The following is a 17141-nucleotide window of genomic DNA, read 5'->3' as shown; positions in this document are numbered from 1 at the left end:
GTGTACGGCTCCGGTAACCCCGGGGACCACCTACTCCCTACGCCGGAGCGGGAGCGCACGCAGTCGTCCTTGGGGATGAGCGCATCCGTCCCCGAACAGTGCGGTAATGGATGCAGGGCCCGTACTGTGGGTTCTGTCGCAGGAGCAGCTGCCGGAGTCGGTCAGAAGGGGGCGCGCGAAGCCCATGAGCGGTGTCATGAAGCGTATGGGGATGATCTTCCGCGCGAAGGCGAACAAGGCCCTTGACCGGGCCGAGGACCCGCGCGAGACCCTCGATTACTCGTACCAGAAGCAGCTGGAGCTGCTGCAGAAGGTCCGCCGTGGCGTCGCCGACGTGGCGACCTCCCGCAAGCGCCTGGAACTGCAGCTGAACCAGCTGCAGTCGCAGTCGGGCAAGCTGGAGGACCAGGGCCGCAAGGCGCTCGCGCTGGGCCGCGAGGACCTGGCCCGCGAGGCGCTCTCCCGCCGGGCCGCGCTCCAGCAGCAGGTGACCGACCTGGAGACCCAGCACGCCACACTCCAGGGCGAGGAGGAGAAGCTCACCCTCGCGGCCCAGCGGCTCCAGGCCAAGGTCGACGCCTTCCGCACGAAGAAGGAGACGATCAAGGCGACGTACACCGCGGCCCAGGCGCAGACCCGGATCGGTGAGGCCTTCTCGGGCATCTCCGAGGAGATGGGCGACGTCGGCCTGGCGATCCAGCGCGCCGAGGACAAGACGGCCCAGCTCCAGGCCCGCGCCGGCGCCATCGACGAGCTGCTCGCCTCCGGTGCCCTCGACGACCAGTCCGGCATGCACAAGGACGACATCCAGGCCGAGCTGGACCGGCTCTCCGGTGGTACGGATGTAGAGCTGGAGCTGCAGCGCATGAAGGCCGAGCTGGCCGGAGGCCCGAGCAGCGGGCAGCAGGCCCTCGAAGGTGGCACGAACCAGCAGCAGTCCCAGCAGCAGCCGCAGGACACCCCGCGCTTCGACAAGCAGTAGGGGTCCACGCCTAGGAGGGCGACATGATCGTACGGATCATGGGGGAGGGCCAGGTGAGTCTGGCCGACGGCCACCTCGCCGAGCTGAACAAGCTGGACGACGAACTCCTGGCGGAAATGGAGAACGGCGACGGCCCCGGCTTCCGCCGCACCCTCCAGGCCCTCCTGACCAGGGTCCGCGACCTCGGCGACCCCCTCCCGGACGACTCCCTGGAACCGTCGGAACTGATCCTGCCGTCCCCGGACGCGACCTTGGAGGAAGTCCGGGAGCTCCTCAGCGACGACGGCTTGATTCCGGGCTGAGTCCCCCCACTGAAGGGGCGGACCGGCGGGGGCCTGGGGGCGCGGCCCCCGGCCCGGCTACCGTAAACAGCCGTGAGCACCCTCGCGCGGGCCAGGCACCAGGCCAAGGCGCACCCCCTGGCCCTGGACGCCGTCCTCGCCCTCGCCGTCCTGGTCTGCATGGCCGCCGGTTCGTTCGTCGAACCCCGCCACCGCGACAGCGCCGACTGGGCCCTGCACACCCCCGACCCCCTCAGCCTCGTCCTCATGGCCCTCGGCGCCGCCGCCCTTGTCTTCCGCCGCCGCGCCCCCATGACGGTCCTCGCCCTCACCGGCACCCTCTCCGTCATCGAGTCCCTCACCGGCGACCCCCGCGCCCCCGTCGCCATGTCCGCCGTCGTCGCCCTGTACACCGTCGCCTCCACCACCGACCGCCCCACCACCTGGCGCGTCGGCCTGCTCACCATGACCGTGCTGACCGGCGCCGCCATGTCGGCCGGCTCCCTGCCCTGGTACGCCCAGGACAACCTCGCGATCTTCGCCTGGACCGGTATCGGCGCCACCGCCGGCGACGCCGTCCGCAGCCGCCGCGCCTTCGTCCAGGCCATCAGGGAGCGCGCCGAACGGGCCGAGCGCACCCGTGAGGAGGAGGCCCGCCGCCGCGTCGCCGAGGAACGCCTGCGCATCGCCCGGGACCTGCACGACGTGGTCGCCCACCACATCGCCCTGGTCAACGTGCAGGCCGGGGTCGCCGCGCACGTCATGGACAAGCGCCCCGACCAGGCCAAGGAAGCGCTCGGGCACGTCCGTGAGGCCAGTCGCTCCGCGCTCAACGAACTCCGTGCCACCGTCGGCCTGCTCCGGCAGTCCGACGACCCCGAGGCCCCCACCGAACCCGCCCCGGGCCTGAACCGCCTCGACGAACTCACGGGCACCTTCCGCAACGCCGGCCTGCATATCGAGGTCGCCCGCGCCGACCAGGGCACCACCCTGCCGGCGGCCGTCGACCTGGCCGCCTACCGGATCATCCAGGAGGCGCTCACCAACGTGCAGAAGCATGCCGGGCCCCAGGCCAAGGCGGAGGTCAGCGTCGTGCGCGTCGGACCGCACATCGAGATCACCGTGCTCGACGACGGCAGCGGCGAGCACGAGCCGCAGGACAGCGGCGGCGGCCACGGGCTGCTCGGCATGCGCGAACGCGTCACCGCCCTGCGCGGCACCCTCACCACCGGTCCCCGCTACGGAGGCGGCTTCCGCGTCCATGCGATCCTGCCGGTCGAGAACCGCACACCGACCGGGGAGGGCCCCGCATGACCATCCGTGTCCTGCTCGCCGACGACCAGGCGCTGCTGCGCAGCGCCTTTCGTGTGCTCGTCGACTCCGAGCCCGACATGGAGGTGGTCGGCGAGGCCTGCGACGGCGCGGAAGCGGTCCGGCTGACGAAGGAGCAGCGGGCCGACGTCGTGCTCATGGACATCCGCATGCCCGGCACCGACGGTCTCGCCGCGACCCGGCTGATCAGCGCCGACCCCGACCTCGCCGACGTCCGGGTCGTCATCCTGACGACCTTCGAGGTCGACGACTACGTCGTGCAGTCGCTGCGGGCCGGAGCCTCCGGCTTCCTCGGCAAGGGCGCCGAACCCGAGGAGCTGCTGAACGCCATCCGCATCGCCGCCGGTGGCCAGGCCCTGCTCTCCCCGGCGGCCACCACGGGCCTGATCGCCCGGTTCCTCGCCACCGAGGACCCGGCCGACGACGAACGCGACCCGGGCCGCGGCGAACGGCTCGACTCGCTCACCGTCCGCGAACGCGAAGTGCTGGTTCTGGTCGCCGGCGGGCACTCCAACGACGAGATCGCCGAGCGCCTCGCAGTCAGCCCGCTGACAGTGAAGACGCACGTCAACCGGGCCATGGCCAAGCTCGGCGCCCGGGACCGCGCCCAGCTCGTCGTCACCGCGTACGAATCCGGTCTGGTCCGTCCAAGGGTGGAGTGAGTTCGACCCGGGCGTACTGCGACCGGAGTATGCGCCGCATAAGGATTTGGACCTGGGGCCTACGAATCCGGGTTCCCGCATGGCTCAGGGTGTAGGGGCGGGCGCTCATCTGTGCGTCCGCTGCCGCTTCTGCCGTTGAACAGAAGAGAGACCCTCACCCATGTCCTGGCTGTCCAGGTTCAGCCTCGCGCAACGTGCCTTGATCGGGCTGATGTCGATCATCGCGCTCGTCTTCGGGGCGATCGCGATACCCCAGCTCAAGCAGCAGCTGCTGCCCACCATCGAACTGCCCATGGTGTCCGTGCTGGCGCCTTACCAGGGCGCGTCCCCGGACGTGGTCGAGAAGCAGGTCGTCGAACCCATCGAGGACGCCCTCGAAGCCGTCGACGGCATCAGCGGCGTCACCTCCACCGCCAGCGAGGGCAACGCCGTGATCATGGCGTCCTTCGACTACGGCAACAACACCGAGCAGCTGGTCGCCGACGTCCAGCAGGCCGTCAACCGGGCCCGCGTCCAGCTCCCGGACGACGTCGACCCGCAGGTCGTCGCCGGTTCCACGGACGACATTCCTACGGTCGTCCTCGCCGTCACCTCCGGTCGCGACCAGCAGGCCCTGGCCGACCAGCTCGACAAGACCGTGGTGCCCGACCTGAAGAGCATCGACGGCGTCGGCCAGGTCACCGTCGACGGTGTGCGCGACCTCCAGGTCACCGTCACGCCCGACGACGCGAAGCTGGCCAAAGCGGGTCTGACCGCGCAGTCCCTCTCCCAGGCGCTCCAGGCGGGCGGCGCGACCGTCCCGGCCGGCTCCTTCGACGAGGACGGCGCCAACCGCACGGTCCAGGTCGGCGGCGGCCTGACCTCGCTGCGGCAGATCCAGGACCTGAGGGTCACGGGCGAGCCCGGCAAGGGCAAGCCGGTGCGGCTCGGTGACGTCGCCACCGTGAAGCAGCAGGAGGCCACGGCCGACTCCATCACCCGCACCGACGGCAAGCCCAGCCTGTCGGTCGCCGTGACGATGGACCGCGACGGCAGCGCGGTCGCCATCTCCGACGCCGTCCAGGACAAACTCCCGGACCTGCGCAAGGACCTCGGATCCGGCGCGACCCTCACGGTCGTCAGCGACCAGGGCCCGGCCGTGTCCAAGTCCATCAAGGGCCTGACCACCGAGGGCGCGCTCGGTCTGCTCTTCGCCGTCCTGGTGATCCTCGTCTTCCTGGCCTCGATCCGTTCGACCCTCGTGACGGCGGTGTCCATCCCGCTGTCCGTGGTCCTCGCCCTGATCGTGCTGTGGACGCGCGACCTGTCGCTGAACGTCCTCACCCTGGGCGCCCTGACCATCGCCATCGGCCGTGTCGTCGACGACTCGATCGTGGTCCTGGAGAACATCAAACGCCACCTCGGCTACGGCGAGGAGCGCCACTCGGCCATCCTCAACGCGGTCCGCGAGGTCGCGGGCGCGGTGACGTCCTCGACGCTCACCACCGTCGCGGTGTTCCTGCCGATCGGCCTGGTCGGCGGCATGGTGGGCGAGCTGTTCGGCTCGTTCAGCCTGACCGTGACGGCCGCGCTGCTGGCGTCCCTCCTCGTCTCCCTGACGGTCGTGCCGGTGCTCTCGTACTGGTTCCTGCGCCCGCCCAAGGGCACCCCCGAGGACGCGGCCGAGGCGCGCCGGCTGGCCGAGGAGAAGGAGGCCAAGAGCCGCCTCCAGCGCCTGTACGTCCCGGTCCTGCGCTTCGCGACCCGTCGCCGCCTCACCAGTGTGGCCCTCGCGATCGTCGTCCTGGTCGGCACGTTCGGCATGGCGCCCCTGCTGAAGACGAACTTCTTCGACCAGGGCGAGCAGGAAGTCCTCACCGTCAAGCAGGAGCTGAAGCCCGGCACCAGCCTGTCCGCGACGAACGCCCAGGCCAGGAAGGTCGAGCAGCTGCTCGCCGGCACCAAGGGCGTGAAGGACTACCAGGTCACGGTCGGCTCGTCCGGCTTCATGGCGGCCTTCGGCGGCGGCACGGACACCAACCAGGCCTCGTACCAGGTGATGCTCGACGACTCGGCGTCCCACGAGGACGTCCAGAGCAGCATCGAGAAGGGCCTGGCCGGTCTGAAGGGCATCGGCACGACCACCGTCGCCGCCGGTGACGGCTTCGGCAGCCAGGACCTCAGCGTGGTCGTGAAGGCCGCCGACGCCGGCGTCCTGCGCACCGCGTCCGAGGAGGTCCGCAAGGCGGTCGCCTCCCTCGACGACGTCACGGACGTCTCCAGCGACCTCGCCACCAGCGTCCCGCGCATCTCGGTCAAGGCCAACGACAAGGCGGCCGCGGCCGGGTTCAACGACCAGACCCTCGGTGCCGCCGTCGCCCAGGCCGTCCGCGGCACCACCGCCGCCAAGGCGGTCCTGGACGACACCGAGCGCGACGTCGTCATCCGCTCGGCCAAGCCCGCCAAGACCCTGAAGCAGCTTCGGGACCTGCGCCTCGGCGCGGTGAAGCTCGGCGACATCGCCACGGTGAAGCAGGTCGACGGCCCCGTCTCGATGACCCGCATCGACGGTCAGCGCGCGGCCACCGTCACCGCGAAGCCGACCGGCGACAACACGGGCGCGGTCAGCGCCCAGCTCCAGTCGAAGATCAACGCGCTGAAGCTCCCGGACGGTGCCACGGCGTCGATCGGCGGTGTCTCCGAGGACCAGGACGAGGCGTTCGTCAACCTGGGCCTGGCGATGCTGGCGGCCATCGCGATCGTCTTCATGCTGCTGGTCGGCACCTTCAGGTCCCTGATCCAGCCGCTGATCCTGCTCGTCTCCATCCCGTTCGCCGCCACCGGCGCGATCGGCCTGCTGATCGCCACCGGCACCCCGATGGGCGTCCCGGCCATGATCGGCATGCTGATGCTCATCGGCATCGTGGTGACGAACGCGATCGTGCTGATCGACCTGATCAACCAGTACCGCAAGCAGGGCCACGGCGTCGTCGAGGCCGTGATCGAGGGCGGCCGGCACCGGCTGCGCCCGATCCTCATGACCGCCCTGGCGACGATCTTCGCCCTGCTGCCGATGGCCCTCGGCATCACCGGCGAGGGCGGCTTCATCGCCCAGCCGCTGGCCGTGGTCGTGATCGGCGGTCTGGTGACGTCGACCCTGCTCACCCTCCTGCTCGTCCCGACGCTCTACGCGATGGTCGAACTCCGCAAGGAGCGCCGGGCGCAGAAGCGCGCGGCGAAGCGGGCGAAGAAGGCCGGTGACGAGCCCGGCGCCACGCCGGGCTCGAAGGAGCCGGAGCACGCGTCCGTCTGATCGCGAGCTCACCGCCGAGCCCCTACGGCCGGTCCTTCACGGAGGCCGGGGCCCGAACCGGAAAGAACGGTTCGGGCCCCGGCCTCCGCCGTGTCGCCGTTACGTATCCTGACCCGGACTGCATGGCGGGGGAGAGGAACCGGGCGTGCCGCTGCAGAAGGACGACCCGAAGTCGATCGGCGGGTACAAGCTGGTCGGCCGGCTCGGGTCCGGGGGCATGGGGGTCGTCTACCGCGGCCGGGCGCGCTCGGGGCGCGAGGTCGCCGTCAAGGTGGTGCACGCCCAGTACGCGGAGGACGCGGTCTTCCGCGCCCGCTTCCGACAGGAGATCGAGGCCGTCCGCAAGGTGAGCGGCGCCTTCACCGCGCCGGTCCTGGACGCCGACGCGGAGGCGGTACGGCCCTGGATGGCGACCCAGTACGTGCCCGGGCCCTCCCTCGCCGCGCTGATCCGCGACCAGGGCCCACTGCGGGGCACGGCACTGCGCCGGCTGGCGCTCGGACTGGTGGAGGCGCTGCGGGAGATCCACCGGGCGGGGGTGGTGCACCGGGACCTCAAGCCCGCGAACGTCCTGATGGCCGACGACGGGCCGCGTGTCATCGACTTCGGCATCTCCCGCGCGGCCGAGGACCACAACACCCTGACCGAGACCGGCCAGATGATCGGCACCCCGCCGTTCATGTCCCCGGAGCAGCTCACCGACGCCCGTTCGGTGGGCCCGGCGTCCGACGTGTTCTCCGTGGGCGCCCTGCTCGTGTTCACCAGCACCGGCCGGGGCCCGTTCGACGCCGACAGCCCCTATCTGACGGCCTATCGGGTGGTCCATGACGCCCCCGTCCTGGACGGCGTCCCGGAGCCCCTGCACCCGCTCCTGGAACGTTGCCTCGCCAAGAACCCCGCGGACCGGCCCGGACTGGACGAACTGGCGCGGCAGTTCGTGGCGGCGCTGCCGGAGACGGGTGCCGAGGACCAGAACACGGTGCCGTTGCGCACGGACGAGGTGGCCCTGGTCAGCACCCGGCCCGCCGCGGTCGCCGACCCCGGGCCCCCGGCCGCCGTCCGACGCCGGAGCCGTACCCGGCGGCTGTGGGTCACGGCCGGCACGGCCGCCGCCCTCGCGCTCGGCCTGACGGGCTATCTGCTGTTCGGACCCGGAACGGGCGGGGACGACGCACGCGGCGGGACGAACCCCACCGGATCGGCGCCCTCCCGCTGGACGGCCGTCCCGGCCGGCTGGAAGCCCTGGCAGACGACGGTCCACGCCCCCGCCGCGCAGGGAGTGAAGCAGGAGCTCGGCATCGGCGGGACCGGATCGCTGGACGGCCCGGAGTGCGACGTGTACGAGGGAGCCCTCTACTGCGCGGGCGACGGAGTCCTGCCGGTGCGCCTCGACGCCCTGACCGGACAGACCCGCTGGCGCGCCGATGTGCTGCCCCCGGGTACGGGCAAGGGGTCGTACAGCTTCTCCGTCCTCGGTGTCACGGACGACGCGGTGCTGGTGGAGCAGACGTACGACCCCGACCACGGCGAGGACGCCGAGGTCACGGTCGCCGCCCTCGACACCCGGGCCGGCAAGCGGCTGTGGCACCGCACGGTGAACGTCGACACGGTCCGCCCGTATCTCTTCGGCGACCTCGTGATCGTGCCGGACGACGACGGTCGCTCGGTGACCGCCCGCTCGCCGCGCACCGGCGCCGGGCGCTGGACGGCACCGCTGCCCGGGGGCCGGCACTGCAGCCCGGAGAACACCGGTGGGAACCGCTACCTGGTGTGCGGACCCGACGTGGTGCCCGTGAAGGAGACGCTCCTGCTGCGGCTGGACCCGGCCGACGGCTCGGTGCGACGCCTGACGGTGCCCACCGACCACACCCTCGTCGGCACCGACGACGGCCGTCTGGTCTTCCTCGAACCGACCGAGGACGAGGAGGACGACGCCTACGCCCGGATCCGGCAGCTGGATCCGGACACGGGCGAGGAACGCACGGCGAAGCTCGCGGAGCCGTTGGAGGGCAACGCGGCGCTCTCGGGCGGCACGCTGTGGTTCGCCACGTCGTCCGGACAGGTCACCGCGGTGTCGGTCCGCACGGGCGAGCGGCTGTGGCAGACCCGGACGAGCCTGGAGCAGCCCAGCGACGTCACCCACGACCCGCGCGCCCGGGTGGTCTACCTGTCCAGCGCCAGCGGCAGGATCGCCGCTCTCGACACGCGCAAGGGCACGCTGCTGTGGGAGACCCTGCCGCGTGCCCGGCGGGTGACCAATCAGGGCTGGTGGCGCTCGGAGGTGCGGCTCCACGAGGGCGCCCTCGTGGTCACCACCGCGGAGGGCGACGTCTTCACCCTCGACCCGGCCCACCCCGACCGGAAGGCCGTCTCGGGGTGAGCCCGGGGGCCGCGTGACCTACGGCAGCGCCAGCATCCGCTCCAGTGCCAGCTTGGCGAACGCCTCGGTCTCCTTGTCCACCTCGATGCGGTTGACGAGGTTGCCCTCGGCCAGCGACTCCAGGGCCCAGACCAGGTGGGGGAGGTCGATGCGGTTCATGGTCGAGCAGAAGCAGACCGTCTTGTCGAGGAAGACGATCTCCTTGCCCTCCGGAGCGAAACGGTTCGCCAGACGGCGGACCAGGTTCAGCTCGGTGCCGATGGCCCACTTGGAGCCGGCCGGCGCGGCCTCCAGGGCCTTGATGATGTACTCCGTCGAACCGACGTAGTCCGCCGCGGCCACGACCTCGTGCTTGCACTCGGGGTGGACCAGGACGTTCACGCCCGGGATCCGCTCGCGCACGTCGTTCACCGAGTCCAGGCTGAAGCGGCCGTGCACCGAGCAGTGGCCGCGCCACAGGATCATCTTCGCGGCGCGCAGCTCGTCGGCGGTCAGGCCGCCGTTCGGCTTGTGCGGGTTGTAGACGACGCAGTCCTCGAGGGACATGCCCATGTCGCGGACCGCGGTGTTGCGGCCGAGGTGCTGGTCCGGCAGGAAGAGCACCTTCTCCCCCTGCTCGAAGGCCCACTCCAGGGCCCGCTCGGCGTTGGACGAGGTGCAGATCGTCCCGCCGTGCTTGCCGGTGAAGGCCTTGATGTCGGCGGAGGAGTTCATGTACGAGACGGGCACGACCTGCTCGGCTATCCCGGCCTCGGTCAGGACGTCCCAGCACTCGGCGACCTGCTCGGCCGTCGCCATGTCGGCCATCGAGCAGCCGGCGGCGAGGTCGGGCAGCACGACCTTCTGGTCGTCGGACGTGAGGATGTCCGCCGACTCCGCCATGAAGTGGACGCCGCAGAACACGATGTACTCGGCCTCCGGGCGGGCGGCCGCGTCCCGGGCGAGCTTGAACGAGTCACCCGTCACGTCGGCGAACTGGATGACCTCGTCGCGCTGGTAGTGGTGGCCGAGCACGAAGACCTTGTCCCCGAGCTTCTCCTTCGCCTTGCGGGCGCGCTCCACCAGGTCCGGGTCGGACGGCGAGGGCAGGTCGCCGGGACACTCCACACCGCGCTCGCTCTTCGGGTCGGCCTCACGGCCGAGGAGCAGCAGGGCGAGGGGCGTCGGCTGTACGTCGAGCTCCTGGGTCTGGGCGGTGGTCACGACACGCACCCTTTCTGTTTCTGCGACTTTTCGTCGATTTGACGCTATCTATCATAACCGCTTCACGTCACTTTGACGATGGCCATAGCGTCTGTGTGACGTGAATCCCGGTGAGCCGTCGTTCATTCCCGGGAAGACCCGGAAAGAGGCGTTTTCCGGTTCCCGGCGGGTGTGCGAGCATGAAAAGGAGCCGAGATCGAGCGCCCGGCCCGGAATGAATCCGCGGCCCCGCCGGTTGCACCCGTCGGCAAGCAGTCTCCGTACAACCCGGGAGAGATGTAGATGTCCGTATCGGACGAGACCAGCACCGTCACCGACGGCATCATCCTGACCGACGCCGCCGCGTCCAAGGTCAAGGCGCTGCTCGACCAGGAAGGCCGCGAAGACCTGGCGCTGCGCGTCGCCGTCCAGCCCGGCGGTTGCTCCGGCCTGCGCTACCAGCTCTTCTTCGACGAGCGCGCCCTCGACGGCGACGTCGAGAAGGACTTCGGCGGTGTGAAGGTCGTCACCGACCGCATGAGCGCCCCGTACCTGGGCGGTGCCACGATCGACTTCGTGGACACCATCGAGAAGCAGGGCTTCACGATCGACAACCCGAACGCGACGGGCTCCTGCGCCTGCGGCGACTCCTTCAGCTGAGCCTGCCGAGCCGCCACCGGCGGCCGCGGACACGACGAAGGCGGCGGCCCCCTCCGACGGGGCCGCCGCCTTCGCGTTGCGTGTCGCTTCCTACCGCTCCTGCGTCGGGGGAGCCGGCAGCCGCGCGCCCTCCTTCGCCAGCGGGACCGCCTTGCCGTCCGCGTTCACGACGGCCCGGTCACCGAGCGGCTCGTCCAGCTGCACGGTCTTCTGGAACTGCTTGGCGATCATGATGCAGACCTTGTCCGGCCACGGCGTCGACGTCACGCTGACCGTCACCTCGTCGCCCTTCTCGCTCGCCTTCACGTCGTAGTCGGCGCACACCCCGCCCGTGAAGGTCACCGTCAGCTCCGCGCCCTCGGCCCGGTAGCCGTCCACCTTCACCTCGCGCGGCCCGGGAGCCGACGTCGGCTTGTCACTCGGCTCGCTCGGCTCGGGGGAGGCCAGATACTTCGGCTCCACCGCCGGGTACGTCACCGTGAACGGATCCTTCGCGCCCGGCGCCGTCACCTCGAACAGCCAGGACGGCACCAGCGCCTGCCGTCCGTCCACGACGTGCGAGGCCAGCCCGAACACCGCGCTCTCGACCGTCACCGTGTCCTGCTTCGGAGGACCGCTCGCCGGCTGCCCGCAGGGCTGCTCCAGCCGGTCCTTCAGCGGCACGGGGCTGGCGCAGCCGCCGATGCCCATCCGGTGGTCGTTCTTCGGCTGCCCGTTCATCAGCTCCAGCGCCTTCTCGGCACCGACCACGGGGTACGTGTCGCCCTTCACCGGCGTTTTCAGCTGCCCGCTGCCGCCGACGACCTGGCCGTCCGGGCCGACCGTGATCCCGGTCGTCCAGCCGTACGTGGGCAGTCCGCCGACCGCGGGATCGGCGTTCACCACCCGCTGGGCGCCCATGACCTGGCTCGCGTCGCGCTTCGCGTCGTCCTGACCCACCGCCTTCAGCACGGGCGCCGCGGCCTTCTCGGCCACCTCCTCGCTCACCGGCGTACCGCCGGACTGCGGGGCCGCGCAGGTGTCGGTGCCCTTGCAGTTGTCCGTGCCCGGGGCGTACCGGCTGAACGTCCAGGAGCCCGGCGCCTGCTTGTTCACCTGGAGGCTCGGCCCGGACCCGTCCCGGCCCCCGATCTTCCAGACCTCGCCCTGCGCCACCGGCACCCCCTCGACTCCGAGGGCCTTGGCCAGCCGGGCCACGTCCGCCTTGCCGACCTCGCCCTGCGCCCGGTACACCGGCGCCGTGGCGGGACCGTCGGGCAGGGGGCCGCCGAGCCGGTAGGTGGCGCCGTAGGGGTTGGGCTCGCCGGGTGCGATGCCGTTGCCGCCGCCGGCCGTGGACTCCGAGTAGCCGTCGAGCGTGAGCGGCGGGGGAGTGCCGTCCCCACCGGGCGCTCCCGACGTCGTGCCGCCGCCCGACCCGCCGGCGGCGTTGGAAGCGAGCCAGGCCCCGCCACCGCCGATCAGCAGCACGGCCGCGGCGACGGAGGCGACGATCGCGGGCGTACGGGGCCGGCCACCGCCGTGCGGGACCGGGCCGTCGTCCTCTCGCGACAGCTCACGGACCGGCGCGGGGGTGGCACGGGGGCGGGCCGTCCGCGCTTCGGCGTCGTCGGCGGCCTCGGGCGTGGGCGCGGGCGTGGATTCGCGCGTGGGCGCAGGCGTGGACGCGGGTGCGGGTTCAGGCGCCGCCGCCGCGGCGGCATCGGGAGCCCCGCCGGTCACGTCCGTGTCGTCGGCCTCCGCAGACTCTCTGGTCTCCGTCGGTTCCCCGTTCTCCGCCGACGCCCCGACACCTGCCGACGCGGCGGCCTCCGCAGACGCGCCGGTCTCCTCCGATGCGGCGTCGGCGTCGGCCGATGCCCCGGCCTGCGCCGTGCCGCTCGCCTCGGTCTGCGGAGCGGCATCGGCGGGGGCGCCGGCCGCTTCCCTGGCGTCGGCGTCGTTGTCGGGTCGCTCGGTGTTCACCGCATCGCTCCTTCGGCTGCACAGCTGTCCCATGGGACCCGGCCCGGTCACACACGGACCGCTGGTGGGTCGTATCCCGCCTCCCCTTTACGGGGGACAGCGATGGGACGCAGCGGGGGAGCACACGGTTCCCGCGAGTGCGCCGTCAGTCCCCGTAGTCGGACATGGCGTCGAGCAGCCGTGCCGACGCCGGAGGCACGGACACGCCGTGGATCAGGGCCGGGGAGACCGGTCGCGAGGCGATCCGGGGGACCACCCAGTGTGGAGCCATCCGAGCCCCGTCACCCGGCAGCGACGCCAGATCGCCCTCGAGATCGACCGGAACGGGCGCATGGACCTTGAGGTTCGTCATAACGGCACCGTAAGCACGGTCGAGCTCACCGAGAAAGATCTACTATCGGGTAGTTTCGATGCCTTCAGAGCTGCCCAGCCACCCGATAGCGTGAACCGTCAAGGTCCGCCTCCCACAGGAGAATCCACGCCGTGCGCATCGCAGTCACCGGCTCCATCGCCACCGACCACCTCATGACCTTCCCCGGCCGCTTCGCCGACCAGCTCGTAGCGGACCAGCTGCACACGGTCTCGCTGTCGTTCCTGGTCGACAAGCTCGACGTGCGCCGCGGCGGTGTCGCCGCGAACATCGCGTTCGGCATGGGGCAGCTCGGCACCCGCCCGGTCCTGGTCGGCGCGGCGGGCGCGGACTTCGACGAGTACCGGGCCTGGCTCGACCGGCACGGCGTCGACACGGAGTCCGTCCGCATCTCCGACACGCTGCACACCGCCCGCTTCGTGTGCACGACCGACGCCGACCACAACCAGATCGGCTCCTTCTACACCGGCGCCATGAGCGAGGCCCGCCTCATCGAGCTGAAGACCGTCGCCGACCGCGTGGGCGGCCTCGACCTGGTCTCCATCGGCGCCGACGACCCGGAGGCCATGCTCCGCCACACCGAGGAGTGCCGCTCCCGGAAGATCCCGTTCGCCGCCGACTTCTCCCAGCAGATCGCCCGGATGGACGGCGAGGAGATCCGCATCCTGCTCGACGGGGCGACCTACCTCTTCTCCAACGAGTACGAGAAGGGCCTCATCGAGACCAAGACCGGCTGGAGCGACGCGGAGATCCTCTCCCGCGTGGGCCACCGGGTGACCACCCTCGGCGCGCGCGGCGTCCGCATCGAGCGGGCCGGCGAGGACCCGATCGAGGTCGGCACGCCCGACGAGGAGCGCAAGGCCGACCCGACGGGCGTCGGCGACGCCTTCCGCGCCGGGTTCCTCTCCGGCCTGGCCTGGGGCGTCTCCCTGGAGCGCGCCGCGCAGGTCGGCTGCATGCTGGCGACCCTCGTGATCGAGACGGTGGGCACGCAGGAGTACCGGCTGCGGCGCGGGCACTTCATGGAGCGGTTCACCAAGGCGTACGGGGACGAGGCCGCGGAAGAGGTTCGGGGGCATCTGGGCTGATGTGCCGTCTGCGGGCGCGTGGGGGCTGATCGCGCAGTTCCCCACGCCCCCGAAGACGGGGGTTGGTCAGCTCATCCGGCGGATCACATACGCCGTTCCCTTTTCCGCCGGCTCCTCGCCGATGTACTCCTGGTCCCGCATCTCGCACCACGCCGGGATGTCCAGGCGGGCCGCCTCGTCGTCCGACAGGACCCGGACCAGGCCGCCCACGGGGACGTCACCGATGACCTTCGCCAGCTCGATCACCGGGATCGGGCACCTCTTGCCCAGGGAGTCCACGACGAGCACGTCGGCCTCCCGCGCGACCGTCTGTGAAACCGGCGCCCCCAGCTTCTCCCGCACCGTCGCCACCGCCCGGGGAAGGACCTCCAGGAACCTCTCCACATCCTCCTCGGCCGCCCCGGGCGGCAGCGAAACCCGCACATTTCCCTCACTCAGCACGCCCATCGCCCGCAGTACATGGCTCGGCGTCAGCGTGCTGCTCGTGCAGGACGATCCGGACGAGACCGAAAAACCCTCGCGGTCCAGCTCGTGCAGCAGCGCCTCGCCGTCGACGTAGAGACAGGAGAAGGTGACGAGCCCGGGCAGCCGGCGCACCGGATCACCGACGACCTCGGCGTCGGTCACCAGCCGCGGCACCCGCGCCCGGATCCGGTCCGTCAGCTCCCGCAGCCGCGCCGCCTCCTCGGCCGCCTCGGCCCGTACGGCCCTGAGCGACGCGGCCGCCGCCACGATCGCCGGGATGTTCTCGAAACCGGGCGCCCGCCCCGACTCCCGCTCGTCCACCGGCCCTTGCGCCGAGAACCGCACACCCTTGCGCACCACGAGCAGTCCGACCCCCGACGGCCCGCCCCACTTGTGGGCGCTGGCCGTCAGCAGCGACCAGTCCCCGTCCACGGGGCCCCACCCGAGCGACTGCGCCGCGTCCACCAGCAACGGCACCCCGGCCTCCCGGCACAGCTCCGCCACCGCCGCGACCGGTTGCTCGGTCCCCACCTCGTGGTTGGCCGACTGCAGACACGCCAACGCCGTGTCCGCGCGCAGGGCCTCGCCGTAGGCGACCGGATCCACCGCCCCGCCCCGGTCGACCCTCACCTGGGTGACGGAACCGCCGTCGGCTTCGTGTGCCTCCGCCGAATGCAGTACAGAGGAGTGTTCGACCGCGGACACGATCAGGTGACGCCCGATCCGCCTCCGCCCGGCCAGCGCCCCGGCCGTCCCCGCGTGCACGGCCCGGGTCCCCGACGAGGTGAACACCACCTCGTCCGCCCGGCACCCCACGGCCTCCGCGGCGGCCTCCCGAGCGGCGTCCAACAGCATCCGCGCCCGCCGCCCTTCCCTGTACAACCGCGAGGGATCCGCCCACCCCTCGTCGAGCGAGGCCAGCAGCGCCTGCCGGGCAACGGGATGAAGAGGAGCACTGGAAGCAGCATCGAAGTAGGGCACAGCTCCACGCTAAGCGCCCCGAAGGGGCGCGGGGAACTGCGCGCTCGACCACCACGAACCCGCGGCCGCCGACGCGGTGAACTCCCGCCCTGGTGGGCGCGCGGCGTAACCCGCGGCGCGTTGGGCACCCCTCCCCGAGAACCCCCGGAGGGCGTCGGCTAGGGTTTGGTCCGCATAAACATCCAAACCCCTGCCCGACGCAGGGCCGCGACCGACCAGCGAGAAGGCCAGGCCGCAGCCGAACCGCGCGGGCGAGACTCTCGGGAAGGCGCTACGTGAGTCCCAACGGCTCCGACCGCTCGCCGCGGCGCCCGATGCGGCGGAAGCTGCTGCAGGCACTGACCGCGGGCCTGGTCTTGGCGACAGCCACCGGTTGCTCGTACAACTGGGAAGACTTCCCCCGCCTTGGTATGCCCACCCCGACCACGGAAGAGGCTCCCCGGATCCTCTCCCTGTGGCAGGGTTCCTGGGCGGCTGCGCTCGCCGTCGGCGTGCTGGTGTGGGGTCTGATCCTGTGGAGTGCTTTCTTCCACCGGCGCAGCCGCACCAAGGTCGAAGTTCCTCCGCAGACCCGGTACAACATGCCCATCGAGGCGCTGTACACCGTGGTTCCGCTCATCATCGTCTCGGTGCTGTTCTACTTCACCGCCCGTGACGAGTCCGAGCTGCTCAGCCTCAAGAAGAAGCCCGACGTCACGGTCAACGTGGTCGGCTTCCAGTGGAGCTGGTGCTTCAACTACATCGAGCCGGTCGCCGGTTCCACCGGGGACGCCAAGACCTCGAAGGACCTGGACGCGATCCCGGACCGGTTCAAGAAGGACTTCCCGGCAGGCGCCGGCGGCGTCTACGACTGCGGCACCCCCGGCACGCGGAACCCGCAGACGGGCAACCCGGGCCCGACCCTGTGGCTGCCCAAGGGCAAGACGGTCCGCTTCATCCTCACCTCGCGTGACGTCATCCACTCCTTCTGGGTGGTGCCGTTCCTCATGAAGCAGGACGTCATCCCGGGCCACACCAACGCCTTCGAAGTGACCCCCAACAAGGAGGGCACCTTCATGGGCAAGTGCGCCGAGCTCTGCGGCGTCGACCACTCTCGGATGCTGTTCAACGTGAAGGTCGTCTCCCCCGAGCGCTACGAGCAGCACCTCAAGGACCTCGTGGACAAGCAGCAGAACGGTTACGTTCCTGCCGGCATCGCGCAGACGAGCCACGAGAAGAACCGGGAGACGAACAACCTGTGAGCATCCTCAACGAACCCCAGGGTGCCGCGGCAGCAGGGTCCCACTACCAGGACGAGCTGCCGGTCAGGCGCCAGAACCGCGGCAGTGTCGTGGTCAAGTGGCTGACGACGACGGACCACAAGACGATCGGCACGATGTACCTCGCCACGTCTTTCGCGTTCTTCGTCATCGGTGGCGTGATGGCGCTGCTCATGCGCGCCGAGCTGGCCCGCCCGGGCCTGCAGATCATGTCGAACGAGCAGTTCAACCAGGCGTTCACG

The 17141-nt window shown here is 71.1% G+C and carries 14 protein-coding genes; 10 read left to right on the top strand and 4 right to left on the bottom strand.

Features of this window, described 5'->3' with window-relative positions:
- Positions 1–196: 196 nt before the first annotated feature.
- The 6 genes from AB0B29_RS00070 (at position 197) to AB0B29_RS00045 (ending at position 8929) form a co-directional block, all read left to right on the top strand.
- Positions 197–982, top strand: coding sequence for a PspA/IM30 family protein (locus tag AB0B29_RS00070; RefSeq protein WP_436845759.1), 786 nt, complete (start codon positions 197–199; stop codon positions 980–982).
- Positions 983–1005: 23 nt separating this feature from the next.
- Positions 1006–1284 (top strand): PspA-associated protein PspAA, encoded by a 279-nt coding sequence (gene pspAA, locus AB0B29_RS00065; protein ID WP_097216183.1) that lies wholly within the window; start codon positions 1006–1008, stop codon positions 1282–1284.
- Positions 1285–1356: 72 nt separating this feature from the next.
- A complete protein-coding gene (locus AB0B29_RS00060; protein ID WP_362231862.1) occupies positions 1357–2577 on the top strand; it encodes a sensor histidine kinase in 1221 nt (406 codons plus the stop codon).
- The gene (locus AB0B29_RS00055; RefSeq protein WP_362231861.1) at positions 2574–3257 is read left to right on the top strand and encodes a response regulator transcription factor; all 684 of its coding nucleotides are present in this window, start codon (positions 2574–2576) and stop codon (positions 3255–3257) included. Before AB0B29_RS00060 ends, AB0B29_RS00055 begins: the two co-directional genes overlap by 4 nt.
- A 160-nt stretch (positions 3258–3417) precedes the next feature.
- Positions 3418–6549, top strand: coding sequence for an efflux RND transporter permease subunit (locus AB0B29_RS00050; protein ID WP_362231859.1), 3132 nt, complete (start codon positions 3418–3420; stop codon positions 6547–6549).
- Between the two features lie 145 nt (positions 6550–6694).
- The gene (locus AB0B29_RS00045) at positions 6695–8929 is read left to right on the top strand and encodes a protein kinase domain-containing protein (RefSeq protein WP_362231857.1); all 2235 of its coding nucleotides are present in this window, start codon (positions 6695–6697) and stop codon (positions 8927–8929) included.
- 18 nt (positions 8930–8947) lie between these two features.
- Here the strand turns inward: AB0B29_RS00045 and nadA are convergent, their stop codons facing one another.
- Positions 8948–10132 carry a quinolinate synthase NadA gene (nadA, locus tag AB0B29_RS00040; protein ID WP_362231856.1) on the bottom strand — a complete coding sequence of 395 codons (1185 nt, stop codon included), beginning with the start codon at positions 10130–10132 and terminating at the stop codon, positions 8948–8950.
- A 282-nt stretch (positions 10133–10414) separates the two neighbouring features.
- Between nadA and AB0B29_RS00035 the strand changes: the two genes are divergently transcribed.
- Positions 10415–10771 (top strand): HesB/IscA family protein, encoded by a 357-nt coding sequence (locus tag AB0B29_RS00035; protein WP_031109243.1) that lies wholly within the window; start codon positions 10415–10417, stop codon positions 10769–10771.
- A 90-nt stretch (positions 10772–10861) separates the two neighbouring features.
- Here AB0B29_RS00035 and AB0B29_RS00030 read toward each other — a convergent pair whose 3' ends face one another.
- Positions 10862–12736: a hypothetical protein gene (locus AB0B29_RS00030; RefSeq protein WP_362231855.1), complete on the bottom strand. Its 1875-nt coding sequence runs from the start codon at positions 12734–12736 to the stop codon at positions 10862–10864.
- A 145-nt stretch (positions 12737–12881) separates the two neighbouring features.
- Positions 12882–13088: a hypothetical protein gene (locus tag AB0B29_RS00025; RefSeq protein ID WP_362231853.1), complete on the bottom strand. Its 207-nt coding sequence runs from the start codon at positions 13086–13088 to the stop codon at positions 12882–12884.
- Positions 13089–13219: 131 nt separating this feature from the next.
- On the opposite strand from AB0B29_RS00025, the gene AB0B29_RS00020 reads away from it, so the two are divergent.
- A complete protein-coding gene (locus AB0B29_RS00020; RefSeq protein ID WP_362231852.1) occupies positions 13220–14194 on the top strand; it encodes a carbohydrate kinase family protein in 975 nt (324 codons plus the stop codon).
- A gap of 66 nt (positions 14195–14260) precedes the next feature.
- Here AB0B29_RS00020 and AB0B29_RS00015 read toward each other — a convergent pair whose 3' ends face one another.
- Positions 14261–15640: a cysteine desulfurase/sulfurtransferase TusA family protein gene (locus AB0B29_RS00015; RefSeq protein ID WP_362231851.1), complete on the bottom strand. Its 1380-nt coding sequence runs from the start codon at positions 15638–15640 to the stop codon at positions 14261–14263.
- 275 nt (positions 15641–15915) lie between these two features.
- On the opposite strand from AB0B29_RS00015, the gene ctaC reads away from it, so the two are divergent.
- Both ctaC and AB0B29_RS00005 read left to right on the top strand, forming a co-directional pair.
- Positions 15916–16881 carry an aa3-type cytochrome oxidase subunit II gene (ctaC, locus tag AB0B29_RS00010; protein ID WP_362231850.1) on the top strand — a complete coding sequence of 322 codons (966 nt, stop codon included), beginning with the start codon at positions 15916–15918 and terminating at the stop codon, positions 16879–16881.
- On the top strand, positions 16878–17141 hold a 264-nt coding region (locus tag AB0B29_RS00005), incomplete at its 3' end, for a cbb3-type cytochrome c oxidase subunit I (protein ID WP_436845758.1). The genes ctaC and AB0B29_RS00005, both read left to right, overlap by 4 nt.

The organism is Streptomyces tibetensis, assembly GCF_040647715.1.
Taxonomy (GTDB): Bacteria; Actinomycetota; Actinomycetes; order Streptomycetales; family Streptomycetaceae; genus Streptomyces; species Streptomyces tibetensis_A.
Note: the sequence above shows the minus strand (reverse complement) of the source record. Positions and strands in the feature narration are given on the sequence as shown.